Here is a 19,340-nt window from a genome sequence, read left to right as displayed (position 1 = left end):
TGGAACCATTCCGGTTACACCCTGATAAGGCGATCTTATGAAACAAAAAGTGGTTAGCATTGGTGATATCAACGTAGCAAACGACCTGCCGTTCGTGCTGTTTGGCGGAATGAACGTGCTGGAGTCCCGCGATCTTGCGATGCGTATCTGCGAACATTATGTGACCGTCACGCAAAAGCTGGGCATTCCGTATGTGTTCAAAGCCTCTTTTGATAAAGCCAACCGTTCTTCCATCCACTCCTATCGTGGGCCGGGTCTGGAAGAAGGGATGAAGATTTTCCAGGAGCTGAAGCAGACTTTCGGCGTGAAAATCATCACTGACGTCCACGAAGCCAGCCAGGCGCAGCCGGTGGCCGACGTGGTTGATGTGATCCAGCTGCCGGCGTTCCTCGCGCGTCAGACTGATCTGGTGGAAGCGATGGCCAAAACCGGCGCTGTTATCAACGTCAAGAAACCGCAATTCGTCAGCCCGGGCCAGATGGGCAACATCGTCGATAAGTTCATTGAAGGCGGTAACGACAAAGTGATCCTCTGCGATCGCGGCGCCAACTTCGGCTACGACAACCTGGTCGTAGATATGCTCGGCTTCGGCGTAATGAAGAAAGCGTCCAACAACTCGCCGGTTATCTTTGACGTGACCCACGCCCTGCAGTGCCGCGACCCGTTTGGCGCTGCCTCAGGCGGCCGCCGCGCTCAGGTGACGGAACTGGCCCGCGCCGGGATGGCGGTGGGTATCGCCGGTCTGTTCATTGAAGCGCACCCGGATCCGGACCACGCGAAATGTGACGGCCCGTCCGCGCTGCCGCTGGCTAAACTGGAACCGTTCCTGAAGCAAATGAAAGCAATCGACGATCTGGTGAAAAGCTTCGACGAGCTGGATACCAGCAACTAAGTTTCGTTGAGCAGTAAAAAAGCCTGCCGGTTTCGTCACCGACAGGCTTTTTTTTGGCATTATTGCTGATTACCCGGTCAGGCAAATATCGTCATCAGGTAGGCGGCGAACAGCGCCAGATGCGCCGCGCCGTTAAGGACATTGGTGCGCCCGGTTGAGAACGAAATATGGCACAGCACCAGCGACGCTACCATCACCACCATTTCCGGCGCGCCAAGGCCGAAGCGGAGTTCATTGCCGGTAAGGAAGGCGATAAGTGTAACGACAGGCACCGTCAGGGAAATCGTCGCCAGTACCGAACCAAAGAAGAGGTTCATCGCGCGCTGCACCTGGTTATTCAGTACCGCTTTCAAGGCGCCGAGTCCTTCCGGTGAGAGGATCAGCAGCGCCACCAGGAAGCCGGTAAAGGCGACAGGCGCGTTCATACTGGTCAACAGCGTTTCCAGCGGATTTGCGTTCATTTTGGTAACGGCGATAACCGCAACCAGGTGTACCAGTAACCAGGCCGTGTGCCAGCCGCTGCTGTGCGCCGATGGCTTACCGTGATGCGGGTCGTCATCGTCGCTGTCATCTTCATGCTCGTAGACAAACAGGCTCTGGTGTGTTTTGGTCTGAATGAGCAGAAATACGCCGTACATGGCGGCGGAAATCAGCGCCACCAGCAGCGCCTGGCCGGTGCTGAAGTTGGCGCCCGGCAACGCCATCGGGAATACCAGCACGATAATCGCCAGCGGGAAGAGGGCGATCAGGTACTGCTTGATACCAAACAAATTCATATACTGCGTGGCGAATTTACGCCCGCCCAGCAGTAATGAGAAACCGACCAGACCGCCGGTGACGATCATAATGATTGAATATAACGTATCGCGCATTAGCGTTGGCGCGGCGTCGCCGGTCGCCATTAATGCGGAAATCAGGCTCACTTCAAGAATGACCACTGACAGGCTCAAAATTAATGAACCATAGGGCTCGCCGAGGCGGTGAGCAAGGACGTCGGCGTGGCGAACCACGCTAAATGCGCTACTCAGAATCCCGACCAGCGCCAGAATATTAATCGCAACGACCACTGGTAGTGATTGACTGCTTCCCCAGAGAAACAGCACCACCAGTGCTAAAACCGGAAAAACGAGGGAGGTCTCCTTGTGGCGGGTCTTAACCGCCTCATGTGCATGTGTCATGAACCATCTCCATTTATGCAGGTGTTATAATTATAGATAACGTAAGTTAATAAAATAACAGACATTGATAGGTTTAATTTGTATTTTTACTTAAATTTACCACTCTTGCATAAGAAATGCGTTGGTCTGTCAAAAAAGGCTGTTACGTATGTTTTGTACATATTTTTCAGATAATTACTAAAATTCATTTCTCAATATTCCTGTGATTTGCCAACCCGGGAATTGTGTTCCAGACTTAGTTTTTATCCTGATTCTGGAGGTCATTATGCCTTACCGCAGTAAACAAGAGCTTCCCGATAGCGTTCAGCACGTCCTGCCGGAACACGCGCAGGAAATTTATAAAGAAGCTTTCAATAGCGCCTGGGATCAATATAAAGACAAAGCCGACCGTCGCGATGATGCCAGCCGTGAGGAGACGGCGCATAAAGTCGCCTGGGCGGCGGTTAAAAATGATTATCAAAAGGGCGATGACGACAAATGGCATAAGAAAAAGTAATCACTTTTGCGATCTAATTTTTTTTCAGACCCCTTGTCAACGCTCCGTTAATTGCTTATTGAGTAATAAAGCTGGATAATAATTCAGCAATATTCACGGATGGCACAGATTATCGCCGGGAAGCAGGCAGTGGCGGAGGTAGTAGAAAGTGTTAACTCGTGATTTCTTAATGAATGCGGATTGTAAGACGGCGTTTGGCGCGATTGAGGAATCGCTGCTGTGGTCGGCAGAGCAACGGGCAGCCTCGCTGGCGGCGACCCTGGCCTGTCGTCCGGACAACGGTTCGGTGTGGATTTTCGGCTATGGTTCGCTGATGTGGAACCCGGCGCTGGAATACAGCGAATCCTGCACCGGTACGCTGCCAGGTTGGCATCGCGCGTTTTGCCTGCGCCTGACCGCCGGTCGCGGTAGCGCACATCAGCCGGGCAGGATGCTGGCGCTGAAGGAAGGCGGGCGCACCACCGGAGTAGCCTATCGTCTGCCGGATGAGACGCTGGAGCAAGAGCTGACGCTACTGTGGAAGCGAGAAATGATCACCGGCTGCTATTTGCCCACCTGGTGCCGTCTTGAGCTTGATGACGGGCGTACGGTGAATGCGCTGGTGTTTATCATGGATCCGCGCCACCCGCTGTATGAATCCGATACCAGCGCGCAAACCATCGCGCCGCTAATTGCCCGCGCCAGCGGGCCGCTCGGCACCAATGCCCAGTATCTCTTTTCGTTGGATCAGGAATTACGCAAGCTCGGTATGCGTGACGCCAGTCTTGACGATCTGATTATCCAGGTGCGGCATCTGGTCGGCGAGGCGAGCCAACCCGGGCTTGCATAAAAAACGCCCGGTCAGCCGGGCGTTGAGGTTCAGGCAGGAACGTAGCTAATGGAGTGCTCCAGCGACTGGCTATGGCTGTCGATCAGCACGTTCCAGGTGCCGCTATAGGGCACGGTGAGATAAGCGCTGTCCCTGTCCTGCACGCTAAAAATATCGGCGTGGCTGTCGCCGGCGGCCTTGGCGCTCATTAAGTGAATATGACAGCGCTCCGAACAGCGTACCACCAGCGTATCACCGCCGAATAACGTCAAACTTGCTTTTACCATTGCCATTTTCATACCCCGTTTCTGTCTCTGAATACATCAACCCGCGCGTGATATTGTTCACACTTTGCTCGTTGCATAACACCAAAGGGGGAGCGTGTGGATGATGATTTCGATCAACAAAATGAATAACGATTAAACAAAAATGACAATCTTCCTGAAAGCGTTCAGCTGGCGTACTTTTGCATCAGCAATAGCCACCAGCCTGACATTTAATCCTGTTAATGGCGATTAATTCAGAAGGTCAGCACTTTATCCGCCGCCAGCGTCCACTGCGCCAGCTCGACCAGGGTTCCCACTTCCACGCCATCGACTAATGGCAAATGGGTGATCCCGCGTCCGTCCGTGCAGGTTTTGCAGAGTTTTACCGGCACATTCTGCGCGGTGAGGATCTCCAGCATCTGCTGAATGTTATAGCCTTCCGCCGGTTTCTGTCCGCGCAGCCCGGCGGTCACCGCATCGGACATTAAAAACAGCTTCAGATCGAGGTCTGAATTCTGCTCGCGCAGGGCGATAGCCAGACGCAGGCTATTAAACAGGGATTCGCTGCCGTAGGCGGCGCCGTTGGCGACAATCACAATACGTTGCATAAAGACTCCTTTTATCAGGCACGGTTATTGCTTAGCTTTACCTAAAGACGTAATTCGGGAGGGGGTATGAATAATACGACCGGCATGACGCCTGAAGCAATCGGCTGGTTTCATTATGCGCGCCAACTACAAAAACAGCAGCTCCGCCAGCTAACGCAGCAAGGGACGCTGGCGAGCGAAATAAGTGGGTTGGTTCATATGCTGCAGTGCGAGCGCGGTGCCTCCAATATGTGGCTCTCTTCCGATGGCCGCTTGTATGACGCCGAGCGTCGGGCTGGCGGGGCGCTGGTGGACGCGCGCTTAAGCGCTTTTTATGCTGCGCTGCAACCGGCGCGGGAATCCGCCAGCAGCGCGCTGTGTTGGCGAATAGCCAGCGCGGTGTGGTATCTGGCGCAGCTTCCGGCGCTGCGGACGGCGGTGCAAGGCCGCGCGGTGGACGCTCAGGAGGCCACTCAGCGTTTTAGCCGTATTATTCGCCATATATTGAATATTGTGCCGCAGTTGAATGACAGCATTGACGATCCGCAGATCGCCGGGCGTATGGTCGCCCTGTACAGCTTTATGCAGGGTAAAGAGCTGGCGGGCCAGGAGCGCGCGCTGGGAGCGTTGGGCTTCGCGCGCGGCCAATTTAACGGCGAGCTCCGTCAGCTACTGGTTGACCGCATTGACGGTCAGCAGCCCTGTTTTGACAGCTTTCAGGCACTTTCCGGTCTGCCACGGACGCTTGAGCTGATGCAGGGTTGCGAAGCCGGGCGCGAGATAGAGCAACTGCGGCGCATCGCCTGTACCCGCCAGCCCTCGGCGGACGAAGGGGCCGCGGCGCACCGCTGGTTTAGTCTGCAAACTGAACGGATTGAGCAGATGCGCGGTCTGGAGGAGGCGTTGATTGCCGATCTGCTCAGCGCGACCCGGCAGTTGCTAGAACGTGGAGAAGACGATATGCCGCCGCTGCAATGGCCTGAAGAAGAGTGCGGCGATAGCCTGACTTTGCGCCTAGATAAGCAGCTTCTGCCGCTGGTCCGCCAGCAGGCGTGGGAACTTGAGCAACTTTCCGGCCAACTGGCTTCACTGAAAGCGACGCTTGAGGAGCGCAAGATTATTGATAAGGCGAAAGCGCTGCTGATAAGCCATCAAGGGATGCAAGAAGAACAAGCCTGGCAGGCGCTGCGTAAAATGGCGATGGATAAGAACCAGCGGATGGTTGAAATCGCCCGCGCGTTGCTGACGGTGAAAGCTCTGCTGCCGGACTCATCGTCAAATTGAATGCACAATCAGCGAGCAGGGTTGCCTGACGATGGTGCAATCGTTTACGCGGCGGAGCGGTAAAACGACGCCTGGCGGGCAATGATAAATTGGCATCTGCTTTGCATTACTGAACTTGAGTGAATCAACAATTTGAGATAACGGGCCAACGGCGGTCTGAAGATCTCTGGATAAAGGCGTCCTGCGGTGCGAAAGCACTGCCGGGCGCTTTTTTTTGCGCGTTCTGGAGCGGCTATGGGCGATAAAGTTTTCATTTCACGACGGCGTTTTTTGCAGGTCGGGGCAGCGCTGAGCGGCGCTATGCTGCTGCCCGGCGTGATGCAGGCGGCGTGGGCGGCGGGTTCCGATAAACCGGAGTTGGCCACCGTGCGGGTCGGATTCATCCCGCTAACCGACTGCGCGCCGCTGGCGATTGCGGCATTGAAAGGATTCGATAAAAAGTATGGCATCAGCCTGCAGCCAAGTAAGGAGGCCAGTTGGGCGGCGGTGCGCGATAAGCTGGTTGCCGGCGAACTCGATGCGGCGCATATCCTCTACGGCATGCTGTATGGCCTTGAGCTTGGTATTGCCGGCAAACCGCAGCAGATGGCCAACCTGATGACCCTGAACCGCAACGGTCAGGCGATCACCCTCTCAAGTGACCTGCAGGCGCAAGGCGTTAGCGATAGTCATGGGCTCAAGCGGCTGATCGGCCAAAAAGCGCCGGGCAGCTACACCTTCGCCCACACCTTTCCTACCGGCACCCATGCGATGTGGCTCTATTACTGGCTGGCCAATGCCGGTATCGATCCTTTCGCCGATGTGCGCATGGTGGTCGTGCCGCCGCCGCAAATGGTAATGAACATGCGCATCGGCAATATGGTTGGCTTCTGCGTTGGCGAACCGTGGAACGCGCGTGCGATCAACGATCGCATTGGTTTTACGGCGGCAACCAGCCAGCAAATCTGGCCAGATCATCCAGAAAAAATTCTCGGCGCGCGCAGCGATTGGGTGGTGCGCTACCCAAATACCGCAAGGGCGCTGGTGGCGGCGCTGCTGGAGGCACAGCGCTGGATTGAAGCGTCTGCCGACAACACCCGCGAAACCGCGCGGATCCTCGCCAGACGCGCGTGGCTCAACACGAAAGAACAGTACCTTAGCGGTCGAATGCTTGGCGAATACGACAACGGCATCGGCAAACGCTGGCGCGACGATCACCCCATGCGCTTCTTCCAGCAGGGCGAAGCCAGTTATCCGTGGCTTTCAGACGGCATGTGGTTCTTAACCCAATTCCGCCGCTGGGGCCTGCTGAAAAGCGCGCCTGATTATCAGGCGGTAGCGCAGCGTATCAACCGCATCGACCTGTGGAAAGAGGCGGCGCAGGCCGTGGGCGGTATCACTGCGCCAACGCAAACGCTACGCAGCAGCACGCTGCTGGACGGCAAAGTGTGGAACGGCATCGACCCGGAAGGGTACGCCGCCAGTTTCGCCATTCAACATAAGGGGACATGAGATGAAACCAGCCATTAACACGCAGCCGCGCGCGCAGACGTCAACCGCGCCGGGCGAAATCATTGTCCTGCCGCCGCTGCAGGTGCGCAAAGCTACACCGTTCGCCAGGCGCTGGCTTAATGCCGCGCTGCAGCGTCTGCTGCCACCGCTGCTGGGCCTGGGTCTGCTGCTGCTCGGCTGGCAGCTGGCGGCGATTGGTACGAAAGGCTTCCCGACGCCGCTGAGCACCCTGGATTCGGCGCTGACGCTGTTTTCCGACCCGTTCTACCGCGACGGACCGAACGATATGGGCATCGGCTGGAACGTGCTGGCTTCGCTGCAACGGGTTGCGGTGGGCTTTGGTTTGGCGGCGCTGGCCGGTATTCCGCTGGGCTTTCTTATCGGCCGCTCGCTGTTCTTTGCGCGAATGTTTAATCCGCTCATCGCGCTGCTGCGCCCGGTGAGTCCGCTGGCGTGGTTACCGATTGGCCTGCTGTTGTTCCAGAAGGCGGAACCGGCTTCCAGCTGGACCATTTTTATCTGCTCTATCTGGCCGATGGTCATTAACACCGCGGAAGGCGTCAGGCGTATCCCGCAGGACTATCTCAATGTGGCTCGCGTGCTGCAGCTGTCGGAATGGACGGTGATGCGCAAAATCCTCTTTCCGGCAGTGCTGCCTGCGGTATTAACCGGCGTGCGGCTATCGATAGGCATTGCCTGGCTGGTGATCGTCGCCGCCGAGATGCTGACCGGCGGGTTGGGTATCGGGTTTTGGATCTGGAATGAATGGAACAACCTCAATGTGGAAAACATCATCATCGCCATCGTCATTATCGGCGTTGTCGGCCTGCTGCTAGAACAGGGGCTCATATTGCTCGCCCGCCGCTTCAGCTGGCAGGAAAAATAAGGAGTCGCTATGAAACCATTAATTCAGGTACAGGCCGTCAGTCAACGCTTTAACACCGCCAGCGGCGAGTTCCTGGCGCTGCAAAACGTCTCTTTTGATATTCACGAAGGGGAAACCATTAGCCTGATTGGCCACTCCGGATGCGGAAAATCCACGCTATTGAACCTGATCGCCGGGATTACCCAGCCTACTGAGGGCGGACTGTTATGCGATAACCGTGAAATTTCCGGGCCGGGGCCTGAACGGGCTGTGGTGTTTCAGAACCATTCGCTGCTGCCATGGCTGAGCTGTTTTGACAACGTGGCGCTGGCGGTGGATCAGGTGTTTCGCCGCACCATGAGCAAGGCAGAGCGCCGGGAGTGGATCGAACACAATTTACAGCGAGTACAGATGGGGCACGCGCTGCACAAACGGCCGGGAGAGATCTCCGGCGGTATGAAGCAACGCGTTGGCATCGCGCGCGCGCTGGCGATGAAGCCAAAAGTGTTACTGCTTGATGAGCCTTTTGGCGCGCTGGACGCGCTCACCCGAGCCCATCTGCAGGACGCGGTAATGCACATCCAGCAGGAACTGAACACCACCATTGTCGTGATCACCCACGACGTCGATGAAGCGGTGCTGCTTTCCGACCGGGTGTTAATGATGACCAATGGCCCGGCCGCGACGATCGGCGAGATCCTTGACGTTAATCTGCCGCGTCCGCGTAGCCGGGTCCAACTGGCGGAAGATAACCGCTACCACCACCTGCGTCAGCAGATCCTCCATTTCCTCTACGAAAAGCAGCCGAAAGCGGCGTAAGGCGGAATGATGCGGCGACTGGTGATTATCGGCAACGGTATGGCGGCAACCCGGCTGGCTGAGAAGCTGGCGGCGCGCGCGCAGGGGCGTTTCATCATCACGCTAATCGGCGATGAACCACAGCCGGCCTACAACCGCATTCAGCTCTCGCCGGTACTCGGCGGGGAAAAAACGGCGGCGCAAATCCAACTGCTGCCGACGGAGTGGTACGCACAGCATGGTGTCCGCGTGCGGCTTGGCGAAGCGGTCAGCGAAGTGGATGTCGCGGGGCGGAGGCTGCGCGTCGGCGGCGACTGGCTGGGATGGGATGAACTGGTGTTCGCCACCGGATCGCAGCCATTTATCCCGTCGCTGCCGGGCATTGAGCGCCCGCAGGTATTCGCCTTTCGCACCCAGGCGGATGTCGAAGGCATCCTGGCAATCCCCGGCCCGGCGGTGGTAATCGGCGGTGGCGTACTGGGCGTGGAGGTCGCGGCGGCGCTGCGCCGTCACGGTGGGGAAGTGACGCTACTCCATCGCGGTAGCGGTTTGATGGAGCCGCTTACCGATGCTTTTGCCGCGGAACAGTTAAAACAACAGCTTGAGGCACGCGGCATCCACTGCGAGCTGGAGAGCCGAATTGCCGCTATTGACGAGCAGCATGTGCGGCTGGAGGACGGGCGCGCTTTTGCCGCCAGCCGGGTGGTGTTAGCCACCGGTGTACGGCCGGATATCCGTCTGGCGGCGCGCAGCGGCGTAGCCTGCCAGCGGGGGATTATCGTCGACCGCCGGATGGCGACCTCGCTGCCGGGGATCAGCGCTATCGGCGAGTGTTGTGAGATTGACGGCCAAACCTGGGGGCTGGTGGCTCCCTGCTTGCGCCAGGCCGATGTGTTAGTTGAACGCCTGTGCGGGGCTCCCGGCGAAGAATTCAGCTGGCAGGACGGCGGCACCCGGCTGAAGGTCTCCGGTATCGAGTTTTTTAGCGCCGGCGAACAGCGGGCCGGCGAGCAGGACCAGATCTACAGCAGTTGGGACCCCATCGATCGCCACTACCGTCGCCTGTTGGTCCGCGATGGCCGGCTGCACGGCGTGCTGCTGCTGGGCGACTGTCAGCATGCGGCGCCGCTTACCGCGCTGCTCGGCAGCGATAAGTCTCCTTCGGCGGAGTGGCTTTTTGACCCTTCTATAACGCAGCCGCGAGCTGCAGGAAAAATGACGATGACTAAACCTGTATTAGTGCTGGTCGGACACGGCATGGTCGGCCACCATTTTCTTGAGCAATGCGTGAGCCGGAACCTGCACCAGCAGTACCGTATCGTGGTTTTTGGCGAAGAGCGCTATGCCGCCTATGACCGGGTTCATCTCTCGGAATATTTCGCCGGGCGCAGCGCAGAGTCGCTATCGCTGGTAGAGGGAGACTTTTTTAGCCAGTACGGGATTGAGCTGCGGCTAGGAGAGACGATCGCGGAAATCGATCGTCCGGCGCGAATCGTGCGCGATGCCCGCGGCCATGAAACCCATTGGGATAAGCTGGTGCTGGCGACCGGCTCCTATCCCTTTGTGCCGCCAATCCCCGGTAACGATGAAGAAGGCTGCTTCGTCTATCGTACGCTTGACGATCTTGACCGCATTGCCGACCGCGCCGCCACTGCGCAGAGCGGGGTGGTCATCGGAGGCGGGCTGTTGGGGCTGGAAGCCGCCAACGCGTTAAAACAGTTGGGGCTTAAGACCCATGTGGTGGAGTTCGCCGCCAACCTGATGGCGGTGCAGTTGGATAACGGCGGCGCGGCGATGCTGCGGGAGAAAATTCTCGATCTGGAGGTTGGCGTGCATACCAGCAAAGCGACGACCTCGATAGTGCGCACCGCCGACGGGCTGCAGCTTAACTTTGCCGATGGCGGCACGCTGCAGACCGATATGGTGGTCTTTTCCGCCGGGATCCGCCCGCAGGATGCGCTGGCGCGCGGCGCAGGCCTGGCAATCGGCGAACGCGGCGGTATCGGTATCGATGACCACTGCCGGACCTCGGACGCAGATATATTGGCGATTGGCGAATGCGCGCTGTGGAACAACAAAATTTATGGCCTGGTGGCGCCGGGCTACCACATGGCGCGCACCGCAGCGGCGCAGTTGGCTGGCGAAGCGGCCCGTTTTAGCGGCGCCGATATGAGCACCAAACTCAAACTGCTCGGCGTGGATGTGGCGTCGTTTGGCGATGCTCACGGACGTACAGCTGGTTGCCAGAGCTATCAATGGACCGATGGTCCGCAGCAGATCTACAAAAAGATCGTTGTCAGCGCTGATGGCAAAATGCTGCTGGGCGGCGTATTGGTGGGCGATGCCGGTGACTACGCGACGCTGTTGCAGATGATGCTGAACGGCATGGCGCTACCGTCTCGTCCGGAAAGTCTGATCCTCCCGGCCATGGATGGGGCCACGACGAAAGCGCTGGGGGTGTCGGCGCTGCCGGATAGCGCGCAGATTTGCTCTTGCCATAATGTCAGTAAGGGAGACATTTGCCAGGCGGTCAGCGCCGGAGCGGGCGATATGGCGGCAATCAAAAGCTGTACTAAAGCAGCGACCGGCTGCGGCGGCTGTAGCGCGCTGGTCAAACAGGTGATGGAACACCAGCTTGCCGGGCAGGGCGTCGAGGTTAAAAAAGATATCTGCGAGCATTTTCCGTGGTCGCGGCAGGAGATCTATCATCTGGTACGAGTTAACCACATCCATACCTTCGATCAGCTCATTAGCCGTTACGGGCAGGGCCACGGCTGTGAAGTGTGTAAACCGTTGGTGGCGTCGGTACTGGCCTCCTGCTGGAATGAGTATCTGCTGAAACCGGCGCATCTGCCGCTGCAGGACACCAACGATCGCTACTTCGCCAATATTCAGAAAGACGGCACTTACTCGGTGGTGCCGCGGATGGCCGCAGGCGAAGTGACACCGGATGGGCTTATCGCTATCGGCCATATCGCCAAACGTTACCAACTGTACAGTAAAGTGACAGGAGGGCAGCGTATCGACCTGTTTGGCGCGCGGTTGGAGCAACTGCCGGACATCTGGCGTGAACTGGCGGCGGCGGGATTTGAAACCGGACACGCCTACGGCAAATCATTACGCACGGTAAAATCCTGCGTCGGCTCGACCTGGTGCCGCTATGGGGTTCAGGATTCAACGGGGCTGGCGGTAAGGCTTGAACATCGTTACAAGGGGCTGCGCGCGCCGCACAAAATCAAAATGGCGGTCTCGGGCTGTACCCGCGAATGTGCCGAAGCGCAAGGTAAAGACATCGGGGTTATTGCGACTGAAAAGGGCTGGAATCTTTACGTCTGCGGCAACGGCGGGATGAAACCGCGCCATGCGGACCTCTTTGCGAGTGACCTTGATGACGCCACCCTAATTCGTACTGTCGATCGGTTGTTGATGTTTTATATTCGCACCGCCGACCGCCTGCAGCGCACCAGTAGCTGGATGGATAACCTTGAAGGCGGCGTGGCGTATCTACGCGAGGTGATCTTGCACGATAGTCTCGGTATCGGCGATGAGCTGGAGCAGGAGATGGCGCGGGTGGTGGATAGCTACCAGTGTGAATGGCAGACCACCCTGAACGACCCACAGAGGCTGGCGCTATTCCGTTCCTACGTTAACAGCGATGAGGCCGATGAGGCGGTGCAGCGGCAAATCCTGCGCGGTCAGCCGCAGCTGGTGGCGCCTCAAGGGCTTGGGCAACCGGCCCTGCCGTCGCGGCCGTGGCAGGCGATCTGCGACCTGGACGCGATTCCGCCGCAGGCGGGGATCGGCGCGCGCCTCGGCGAACGGCAGATTGCGCTGTTCCGCTTCGGCGAGCAAGTTTATGCGCTGGATAACCAGGAACCCGGCAGCGAGGCCAACGTGTTATCGCGCGGCATTTTAGGCGACGCGGGCGGCGAGCCGATCGTCATTTCGCCACTCTATAAACAGCGGATTCGCTTGCGAGACGGTCGCTTGTACGACAGCGGCGAGCCGTCGGTGCGCGCGTGGCCGGTGAAGATCGAACAGGGCAAAGTGTGGGTCGGCAACCAGGTATTACTGCTGCGCGCGGAGGCTAGCTGATGAGCGAAACCCGAACCACCTGTCCATACTGCGGCGTCGGTTGCGGAGTTAGCGCCCGCGTTGAACCAGGCGGAACCGTCACGGTTCGCGGCGATGAAAACCACCCCGCTAACTTTGGCCGCTTGTGCGTAAAAGGGGCTGCGCTTGGGGAAACGACCTCGCTTACCGGGCGGTTATTACACCCTGAAGTCGATGGCCGGGCGGTCGGCTGGCCGCAGGCGCTGGCGGAGGCGGGTTCACGTCTGCGCGACATTATTGAGCGCTACGGCCCGCAGGCGGTCGCGTTTTACGCTTCCGGTCAGCTGTTAACTGAGGATTATTACGCCGCCAACAAGTTGATGAAGGGCTTTATCGGCGCCGCCAATATTGATACGAATTCGCGGTTATGTATGTCATCGGCGGTCACCGGCTATAAACGGGCGCTCGGCGCGGACGTCGTGCCGTGCAGCTATGAAGATGTTGAGCAAAGCGATCTGGTGGTGCTGGTGGGCTCCAACGCCGCCTGGGCGCATCCGGTTCTCTATCAGCGGTTGGCGCAGGCGAAACGCGATAATCCGCGGTTGCGGATCGTGGTGGTGGATCCGCGACGCACCGCGACCTGCGATATTGCCGACGATCATCTGGCCTTGGCGCCCGGTAGCGATGGCGGGCTATTTGTCGGCCTGCTTAATGCCATTGCCGCCAGCGGTGAAATGGCGGCGGGTTTTCGCGACCAGCGGCAGGCGCTGACTATCGCCGCGGAATGGAGCGTGGAAAAAGCGGCCGCATTCTGCGGCCTGGCGCCGGAGCAGGTGGCCCGCTTTTATCGTGATTTTATCGCTGCACCGCGCGCCATCACGCTGTACACCATGGGAATTAATCAGTCCGCCAGCGGCAGCGATAAGTGCAACGCGATTATCAATGTCCATCTTGCCAGCGGGAAATTTGCCCGCCGCGGCTGCGGGCCGTTTTCGCTGACCGGTCAACCAAACGCCATGGGCGGGCGTGAAGTGGGGGGACTGGCGACGATGCTGGCGGCGCATATGAATTTTGAGCCGCAGGACCTGCAGCGATTAGCGCGTTTTTGGGGCAGCGAGCGACTGGCGCAGACGCCGGGACTAACCGCCGTCGAACTATTCGCCGCGATTGGACGCGGTGAGGTCAAAGCGGTGTGGATTATGGGGACCAATCCGGTGGTCTCACTGCCCGATAGCCACGCGGTGAGTCAGGCGCTGTCCAGGTGTCCGCTGGTGATGGTCTCCGATGTCGCCGCCAATACTGATACGGGTCGCTTTGCCCATATCCGCTTTCCGGCGCTGGCATGGGGCGAAAAAAACGGTACCGTGACCAACTCGGAGCGGCGAATTTCGCGTCAACGGGCTTTTTTGCCGCCGCCGGGGGAGGCGAAAGCCGACTGGTGGATCATTTCCCGTCTCGCCGCCGAATTAGGTTATGCCCGGGCTTTTTCATGGCAACATCCGCATGAGGTGTTTTGTGAACACGCGGCGCTCTCAGGATTTGAAAATGACGGTCAGCGGGCGTTTGATATCGGGGGGCTGGCGGACCTCAGCCGGGAGTCGTGGGATGCCCTGGCGCCGGTGCGCTGGCCGGTGAGCCGCAGCGCCGCGCCCTGGCGGTTAACGGAGGGCTGGCACGTCGACGGCAGGTTGCGGATGGTGCCGGTGTCGCCGCAGCCGACCCGGGCGCAGACCGAGGCATTTTATCCATTGATCCTCAATAGCGGACGTATTCGCGATCAGTGGCATACCATGACCCGCACCGGCGACATACCGCGGTTGATGCAGCATATTGCCGAACCGGTCGTCGAGGTGGCACCTGCCGACGCTCGTCGTTTTGAATTACGAGAGGGAGAACTGGCTCGCGTCTGGTCGCGCCACGGCGTGATGATTGCGAAGGTGATAGTCAGCGAAGGGCAGCGCGGCGGTTCACTCTTTGTGCCGATGCACTGGAATAATCAGTTTGCCCGCCAGGGGCGGGTCAATAACTTACTGGCGGCGGTCACCGATCCGCATTCGGGGCAGCCGGAGAGCAAGCAGTCGGCGGTAGCGATAGCGCCGTGGCGGCCGGCGTGGCAAGGGGAGCTATTATCTCGCGAGCCCTTGCCGTTGCCTTCCTCGCTGCACTGGCGGCGGCGGGCGGCGGTAGAGCTCAGCCATTTGTCGCTAGCCGCGGACACCGGCCCGCAAAGCTGGCTGACCGAGTGGTGTCGCAAGCAGGGATGGCAGTTGCAAATTGCCGAGGGCGGTGGGCTGTGGAACCTACTGGCCTGGCACGACGGACAATTGATGCTCGGCTGCTGGAGCGATATTAAGCCGCCGCAAATCGATGCTGAATGGCTGTATACGGCGTTCCGGACGCAGCCGCAGACCGCCGGGCTACGCCATGCGCTGCTCAGCGGCCGTAAGGGCGGCGACAGCATGCCGCGTGGGCAGACTATTTGCAGTTGCTTTAGTATCGGTGAGCGGCAGATCGGCGAGGCTATTGCCGGCGGTTGCGTCAGCGTAGAGGCGCTTGGCGCGAAGCTCAAGTGCGGCACCAACTGTGGTTCCTGTATTCCGGAACTCAAAGCGCTGCTGGCGGCAAATCAAACCCGAACGCTGGTTTGATGATAGGGGAAAACAAACGCCAACCGGTTTCAGTTTATTCCTGGAATGGCCCACAGGGCTGCGGGGAAGGGCAAAAAACGATAAACTAACGTGATGTTGTTATTCCCCGTGAGCTTACGTTAATCCGTTTGATGCCTTTGCCGTACCGCTTAACCCCATCACTGACGCTTCTCCTGCTGCTGACAGGCACTCCCGCTTGGGCGCTGATTGCCAACGATAACAGTATGCCGCCGCAAACTACGCTGCCCGATTTAGGAATAGCGCCGCAGGTTGACGACGATGCCAAACATTTCGCCGAGATGGCAAAAAAATTCGGCGAAGCCAGCATGAGCGATAACGGACTGACCACCGGCGAGCAGGCGCGGATGTTCGCCATCAGCAAAATCGGCAATGAGTTCAGCCATCAGCTGGAAAACTGGCTGTCGCCGTGGGGTAATGCCAATATCGACCTGTTGGTGGATAAAGAGGGTAACTTCACCGGCAGCAAGGGTAGCTGGTTTGTGCCGCTGCAGGACAATGAGCGTTACCTCACCTGGAATCAATATTCGGTTACCCGGCGCGAGAACGATCTGGTGGGCAATATTGGGCTCGGTCAGCGCTGGCGTGTCGGTAGCTGGCTGTTGGGTTATAACTCGTTTTACGACAAAGTGCTCAGCGAGAGCCTGGCGCGCGGCAGCATCGGCGCGGAAGCCTGGGGCGAGTACTTGCGCTTATCGGCCAACTATTACCACCCACTCGGCGATTGGCAGTTGCGGGAAAATCAGACTCAGGAGCAGCGGATGGCCGTTGGCTATGACGTGACTGCCCAGGCGCGATTGCCGTTTTATCAGCACATTAATACCAGCGTCAGCGTTGAACAGTACTTCGGCGATAGCGTCGATCTGTTTCATTCCGGTACCGGATACCACAATCCGGTAGCGGTTTCGGTGGGACTGAATTACACCCCGGTACCGTTGGTGACGGTCACCGCAAAACACAAACAGGGTGAAAATGGCGTCAGCCAGAATAATGTCGGCCTGAAGCTGAATTATCGTTTTGGGGTACCGCTGAAACAGCAACTGGCGGCGGATGAAGTGGCTATCAGCAACTCGCTACGCGGCAGCCGATACGATAGCCCGGAACGCGATAATCTGCCGGTAGTGGAGTATCGCCAGCGTAAGAATCTGACGGTCTATCTGGCGACGCCGCCGTGGGATCTGCACTCCGGCGAAACGGTACAGCTGAAGCTGCAAATTAATAGCCTGCACGGTATTAAATCGCTGCACTGGCAGGGGGATACTCAGGCGCTAAGCCTGACGCCGCCGGTTAATGCCAACAGTGCGGATGGCTGGAGCATCATTATGCCGGTATGGAACAGCGAGCCGGGCGCGGTGAATCGCTGGCGTCTGTCGGTGGTGGTTGAAGACAAATCGGGTCAGCGCGTCTCGTCCAATGAGATCGCACTGGCGCTGACCGAGCCGCTGGTGACGTTTACGGCTCCCGACGTTTCCTGGACGGAATCGCCTTAGAAGATCCGTTCCTGGTGAACCCAGACGGCGGCTTCAACGCGTGATTTCAGCTTCATTTTCTTCAGCATATGCTTCACATGCACTTTAACCGTGCTTTCGGTGATATCCAGGCGGCGGGCGATCATTTTGTTCGGCAGGCCCTGGGCAATCAGCTTCAGGATATCGCGCTCGCGCGGGGTCAACTGGCTGATGTCGCGGTCGGACGTGGCGCGATTAGCGCGCAGGCTGGCGGCCAGTACCGGGGTTAACGCTTCGCTTAATACCATTTCGCCCGCCGCGGCCTGCTGCAGCGCTTTCAGCAAATCTTCCGGTTCCATATCTTTCAGCAGGTAGCCGTCGGCGCCGCGTTTCAGGGCGGTCACCACGTCCTCTTCATGATTGGAGACGCTGAATACGACCACGCGGCCGGAGAGCGATTTTTCCCGCAGCTTGTCAAGGGTTTCGAGGCCGTTCATCCCCGGCATATTAAGGTCCAGCAGAATAAGATCCGGATCCAGCGATTCCGCCAGTTCAATACCTTGTTCGCCATTGCTGGCTTCGCCGATAACCTGAATGTCCGGCGCCATGCTAATCAGTTGCTTAACGCCAGTGCGCAGCATGGGATGATCATCAATGAGAAGGATGGTTGCCCGTTCCTGTTGACTCATAGGGGTCTCCTTATTGGATTGAGAAGGCTTTTTCCGGGATAAATGTCACCACGACTTCGGTACCGCCGGTCTCCCGGCGGCGGACCTGACAGTCGCCGCGCAAGCTTTGCGCGCGATCCCGCATAATAATTAAACCGTAATGGTTACTTCGCTCCGCGTTTTCCGGTACGCCGCGGCCGTTATCGGCAACGACTAAACGTACCTGATTATCGCGTTGTGACACGGTCACGGTGACTTCCGTCGCGTTGGCGTGCTTCAACGCATTGCTTAACGCCTCGCGGGCGATCTGCAACAGGTGAATCGCCTGATGCGACGGGACAAATCGCGGCGGCAACTGGTAATCGAGTTGCACCGTGAAACCAAAATGGGCGCTGTACTCCTGACAGCTGGCCTCCAGCGCCGGACGCAGTCCTGCTTCGGTAAGCTGCAGACGGAAGGTGGTTAATAACTCCCTCAACTGCGCCCACGAAGTATTCAGTTCGTTGCGTATTTGCCCCAGCAGCAGGCGGCTTTCATCCGGCAGGCTGTCGCCCTGCATCTGCAGACAGCTGACCTGCATCTTCATGCACGAAAGCGACTGGGCGATGGAGTCATGCAGCTCGCGGGCAATGGTGGCGCGCTCTTCCATCACAATAAGCTGCTGCTGCTTCTCCTGATGGCGGTCCAGCGCGAGCGTGCTGGTCAGCTGTTCCACCAGCGTATCCACCAGTTGCTGTTGATCGTGGCTCAGATGGCGGCCAACCGGCAGCGTGGCCAGCAGGATGCCATACTGGTTATGCGCGTCCGATAGCCGCCATTTCAGCGTCGTACCGCCATCCGGCAGCGGGGGAAGATCGCGCGGACACAGATAACAGCCTTTATCATCGCATTCGATATCGGAGTGGCAGGCAAATTCCTGATGATTGTCTTCATCCTCGAGATCATATACCCGCACTTCAATATCACGCAGCAGCGTCAGCCCCTGCAGGCCATTCAACACCGGTGAAATGCGCTCGCACAGCGGGGCGCTGGAGTGTAGCCGACGGTTGGCCTGCCATAAAAAGGCCAGAATCTCGTTTTTCTGCTCGAGGCCGGCGGTCTTTTCCTGTACTCGCCGTTCAAGCACGGCGTAGCTTTCCGCCAGCTCTTCCGACATATTATTCAACGCCATACCGAGCGTCGCCATTTCGTTACGCCCGCTAATGTGCGCGCGCTGGGTAAAATCGCGCTGGCTGACCGCCCGCGCCATACCCAGTAACTGTTTCCATGGCCGTAGCAGACGCGCACGCAGCCAGATGATGGTAAAGATCAGCAGCACCGCCATGCCGATGGCGAGAATGCGATGGATCCAGACCACGCGCTCGATACGCTGTTCTGTCGTGTGGTCGAAAGCGGTAACCAACCGGTCAATACGGTCGACAAAATCGGCGACATCTTGCGCCACGTCGCTTTGCCTGACCGCCTGTTTCATGCCCGGTCCCAGCGACAACTGCCAATATTGCTGCAGCGCTTTCAGCTGTACTTCCTGGCCGTCACGACGCGCGGAGTATTGCAACTCCGGGCTAAATACGGTTGCAGTCATATCGTTAAACAACTTTTGATCGTTGTCCGTCAGCGGAATAGCCGCCAGCAGGCGATAGCTCTGCATACGCAGCGAGCCGGCCTTGTTAATGGCGTGGGCGCTGCCCTGCACCCCATGCACCAGGCGGGCGGATATCGCCATGCCGGCCACGCCGATGATGGTGGCGAGCAGTACGATTAACGCAAGCTGATTAACCAACGTCAGCGGCGTAAAAAGACGTTTTAACATGGAATGGGTGGCTCCTGATGGGTCATCTCT

At 58.4% G+C, this 19,340-nt stretch carries 15 protein-coding genes; 10 read left to right on the top strand and 5 right to left on the bottom strand.

Annotated features, from left to right (window positions below):
• The first annotated feature begins 37 nt into the window (after window positions 1–37).
• Window positions 38–892 carry a 3-deoxy-8-phosphooctulonate synthase gene (gene kdsA / locus ABLV78_RS15145; RefSeq protein WP_015367105.1) on the top strand — a complete coding sequence of 285 codons (855 nt, stop codon included), beginning with the start codon at window positions 38–40 and terminating at the stop codon, window positions 890–892.
• Between the two features lie 77 nt (window positions 893–969).
• On the opposite strand, the gene chaA is transcribed toward kdsA, so the two are convergent.
• Window positions 970–2,070 carry a sodium-potassium/proton antiporter ChaA gene (chaA, locus tag ABLV78_RS15140; protein ID WP_015367104.1) on the bottom strand — a complete coding sequence of 367 codons (1,101 nt, stop codon included), beginning with the start codon at window positions 2,068–2,070 and terminating at the stop codon, window positions 970–972.
• A gap of 265 nt (window positions 2,071–2,335) precedes the next feature.
• Here chaA and chaB point away from each other — a divergent pair, with 265 nt between their 5' ends.
• Together chaB and ABLV78_RS15130 are read left to right on the top strand one after the other, a co-directional pair.
• Window positions 2,336–2,566 (top strand): putative cation transport regulator ChaB, encoded by a 231-nt coding sequence (chaB, locus tag ABLV78_RS15135; protein WP_015367102.1) that lies wholly within the window; start codon window positions 2,336–2,338, stop codon window positions 2,564–2,566.
• A gap of 148 nt (window positions 2,567–2,714) precedes the next feature.
• Window positions 2,715–3,395, top strand: a complete 681-nt coding sequence (locus ABLV78_RS15130; protein WP_015705085.1) for a gamma-glutamylcyclotransferase — start codon at window positions 2,715–2,717, stop codon at window positions 3,393–3,395.
• 29 nt (window positions 3,396–3,424) lie between these two features.
• On the opposite strand, the gene ABLV78_RS15125 is transcribed toward ABLV78_RS15130, so the two are convergent.
• A complete protein-coding gene (locus tag ABLV78_RS15125) occupies window positions 3,425–3,667 on the bottom strand; it encodes a DUF1883 domain-containing protein (protein WP_015705086.1) in 243 nt (80 codons plus the stop codon).
• Between the two features lie 227 nt (window positions 3,668–3,894).
• A complete protein-coding gene (locus tag ABLV78_RS15120; RefSeq protein WP_047046759.1) occupies window positions 3,895–4,248 on the bottom strand; it encodes a DsrE/DsrF/TusD sulfur relay family protein in 354 nt (117 codons plus the stop codon).
• A 66-nt stretch (window positions 4,249–4,314) separates the two neighbouring features.
• Between ABLV78_RS15120 and nasR the strand changes: the two genes are divergently transcribed.
• The 7 genes from nasR to ABLV78_RS15085 all read left to right on the top strand — a co-directional run bounded on the left by nasR (window position 4,315) and on the right by ABLV78_RS15085 (window position 16,874).
• On the top strand, window positions 4,315–5,511 hold the full coding sequence (gene nasR, locus ABLV78_RS15115; RefSeq protein ID WP_047046757.1) for a nitrate regulatory protein NasR: 1,197 nt from the start codon (window positions 4,315–4,317) through the stop codon (window positions 5,509–5,511).
• A gap of 234 nt (window positions 5,512–5,745) precedes the next feature.
• Complete coding sequence (locus ABLV78_RS15110; RefSeq protein ID WP_047046756.1) at window positions 5,746–7,002, top strand: CmpA/NrtA family ABC transporter substrate-binding protein; 1,257 nt, start codon at window positions 5,746–5,748, stop codon at window positions 7,000–7,002.
• 1 nt (window position 7,003) lies between these two features.
• Window positions 7,004–7,888 carry a nitrate ABC transporter permease gene (ntrB, locus tag ABLV78_RS15105; RefSeq protein WP_045361320.1) on the top strand — a complete coding sequence of 295 codons (885 nt, stop codon included), beginning with the start codon at window positions 7,004–7,006 and terminating at the stop codon, window positions 7,886–7,888.
• 9 nt (window positions 7,889–7,897) lie between these two features.
• Window positions 7,898–8,686, top strand: a complete 789-nt coding sequence (locus ABLV78_RS15100; RefSeq protein ID WP_047078765.1) for an ABC transporter ATP-binding protein — start codon at window positions 7,898–7,900, stop codon at window positions 8,684–8,686.
• Window positions 8,687–8,692: 6 nt separating this feature from the next.
• The gene (gene nirB, locus ABLV78_RS15095; protein WP_165430640.1) at window positions 8,693–12,760 is read left to right on the top strand and encodes a nitrite reductase large subunit NirB; all 4,068 of its coding nucleotides are present in this window, start codon (window positions 8,693–8,695) and stop codon (window positions 12,758–12,760) included.
• Entirely contained in the window at window positions 12,760–15,366 is a 2,607-nt protein-coding gene (locus ABLV78_RS15090; protein WP_047046746.1) for a nitrate reductase, read from the top strand. Before nirB ends, ABLV78_RS15090 begins: the two co-directional genes overlap by 1 nt.
• A 131-nt stretch (window positions 15,367–15,497) precedes the next feature.
• On the top strand, window positions 15,498–16,874 hold the full coding sequence (locus tag ABLV78_RS15085) for a YchO/YchP family invasin (RefSeq protein WP_046883774.1): 1,377 nt from the start codon (window positions 15,498–15,500) through the stop codon (window positions 16,872–16,874).
• Here ABLV78_RS15085 and narL read toward each other — a convergent pair.
• Window positions 16,871–17,521 carry a two-component system response regulator NarL gene (narL, locus tag ABLV78_RS15080; RefSeq protein ID WP_045375156.1) on the bottom strand — a complete coding sequence of 217 codons (651 nt, stop codon included), beginning with the start codon at window positions 17,519–17,521 and terminating at the stop codon, window positions 16,871–16,873. The two genes, ABLV78_RS15085 and narL, sit on opposite strands and share 4 nt — an antisense overlap.
• A gap of 10 nt (window positions 17,522–17,531) precedes the next feature.
• Window positions 17,532–19,310 carry a nitrate/nitrite two-component system sensor histidine kinase NarX gene (narX, locus tag ABLV78_RS15075; protein ID WP_045393808.1) on the bottom strand — a complete coding sequence of 593 codons (1,779 nt, stop codon included), beginning with the start codon at window positions 19,308–19,310 and terminating at the stop codon, window positions 17,532–17,534.
• Between the last annotated feature and the right edge of the window lie 30 nt (window positions 19,311–19,340).

Origin of the sequence: Klebsiella sp. CN_Kp075 (genome assembly GCF_040065055.2) — a bacterium.
GTDB lineage: Bacteria > Pseudomonadota > Gammaproteobacteria > Enterobacterales > Enterobacteriaceae > Klebsiella > Klebsiella aerogenes.
The sequence above is the reverse complement of the archived record's forward strand: the minus strand, read 5'-3'. Positions and strand labels throughout refer to the sequence as shown.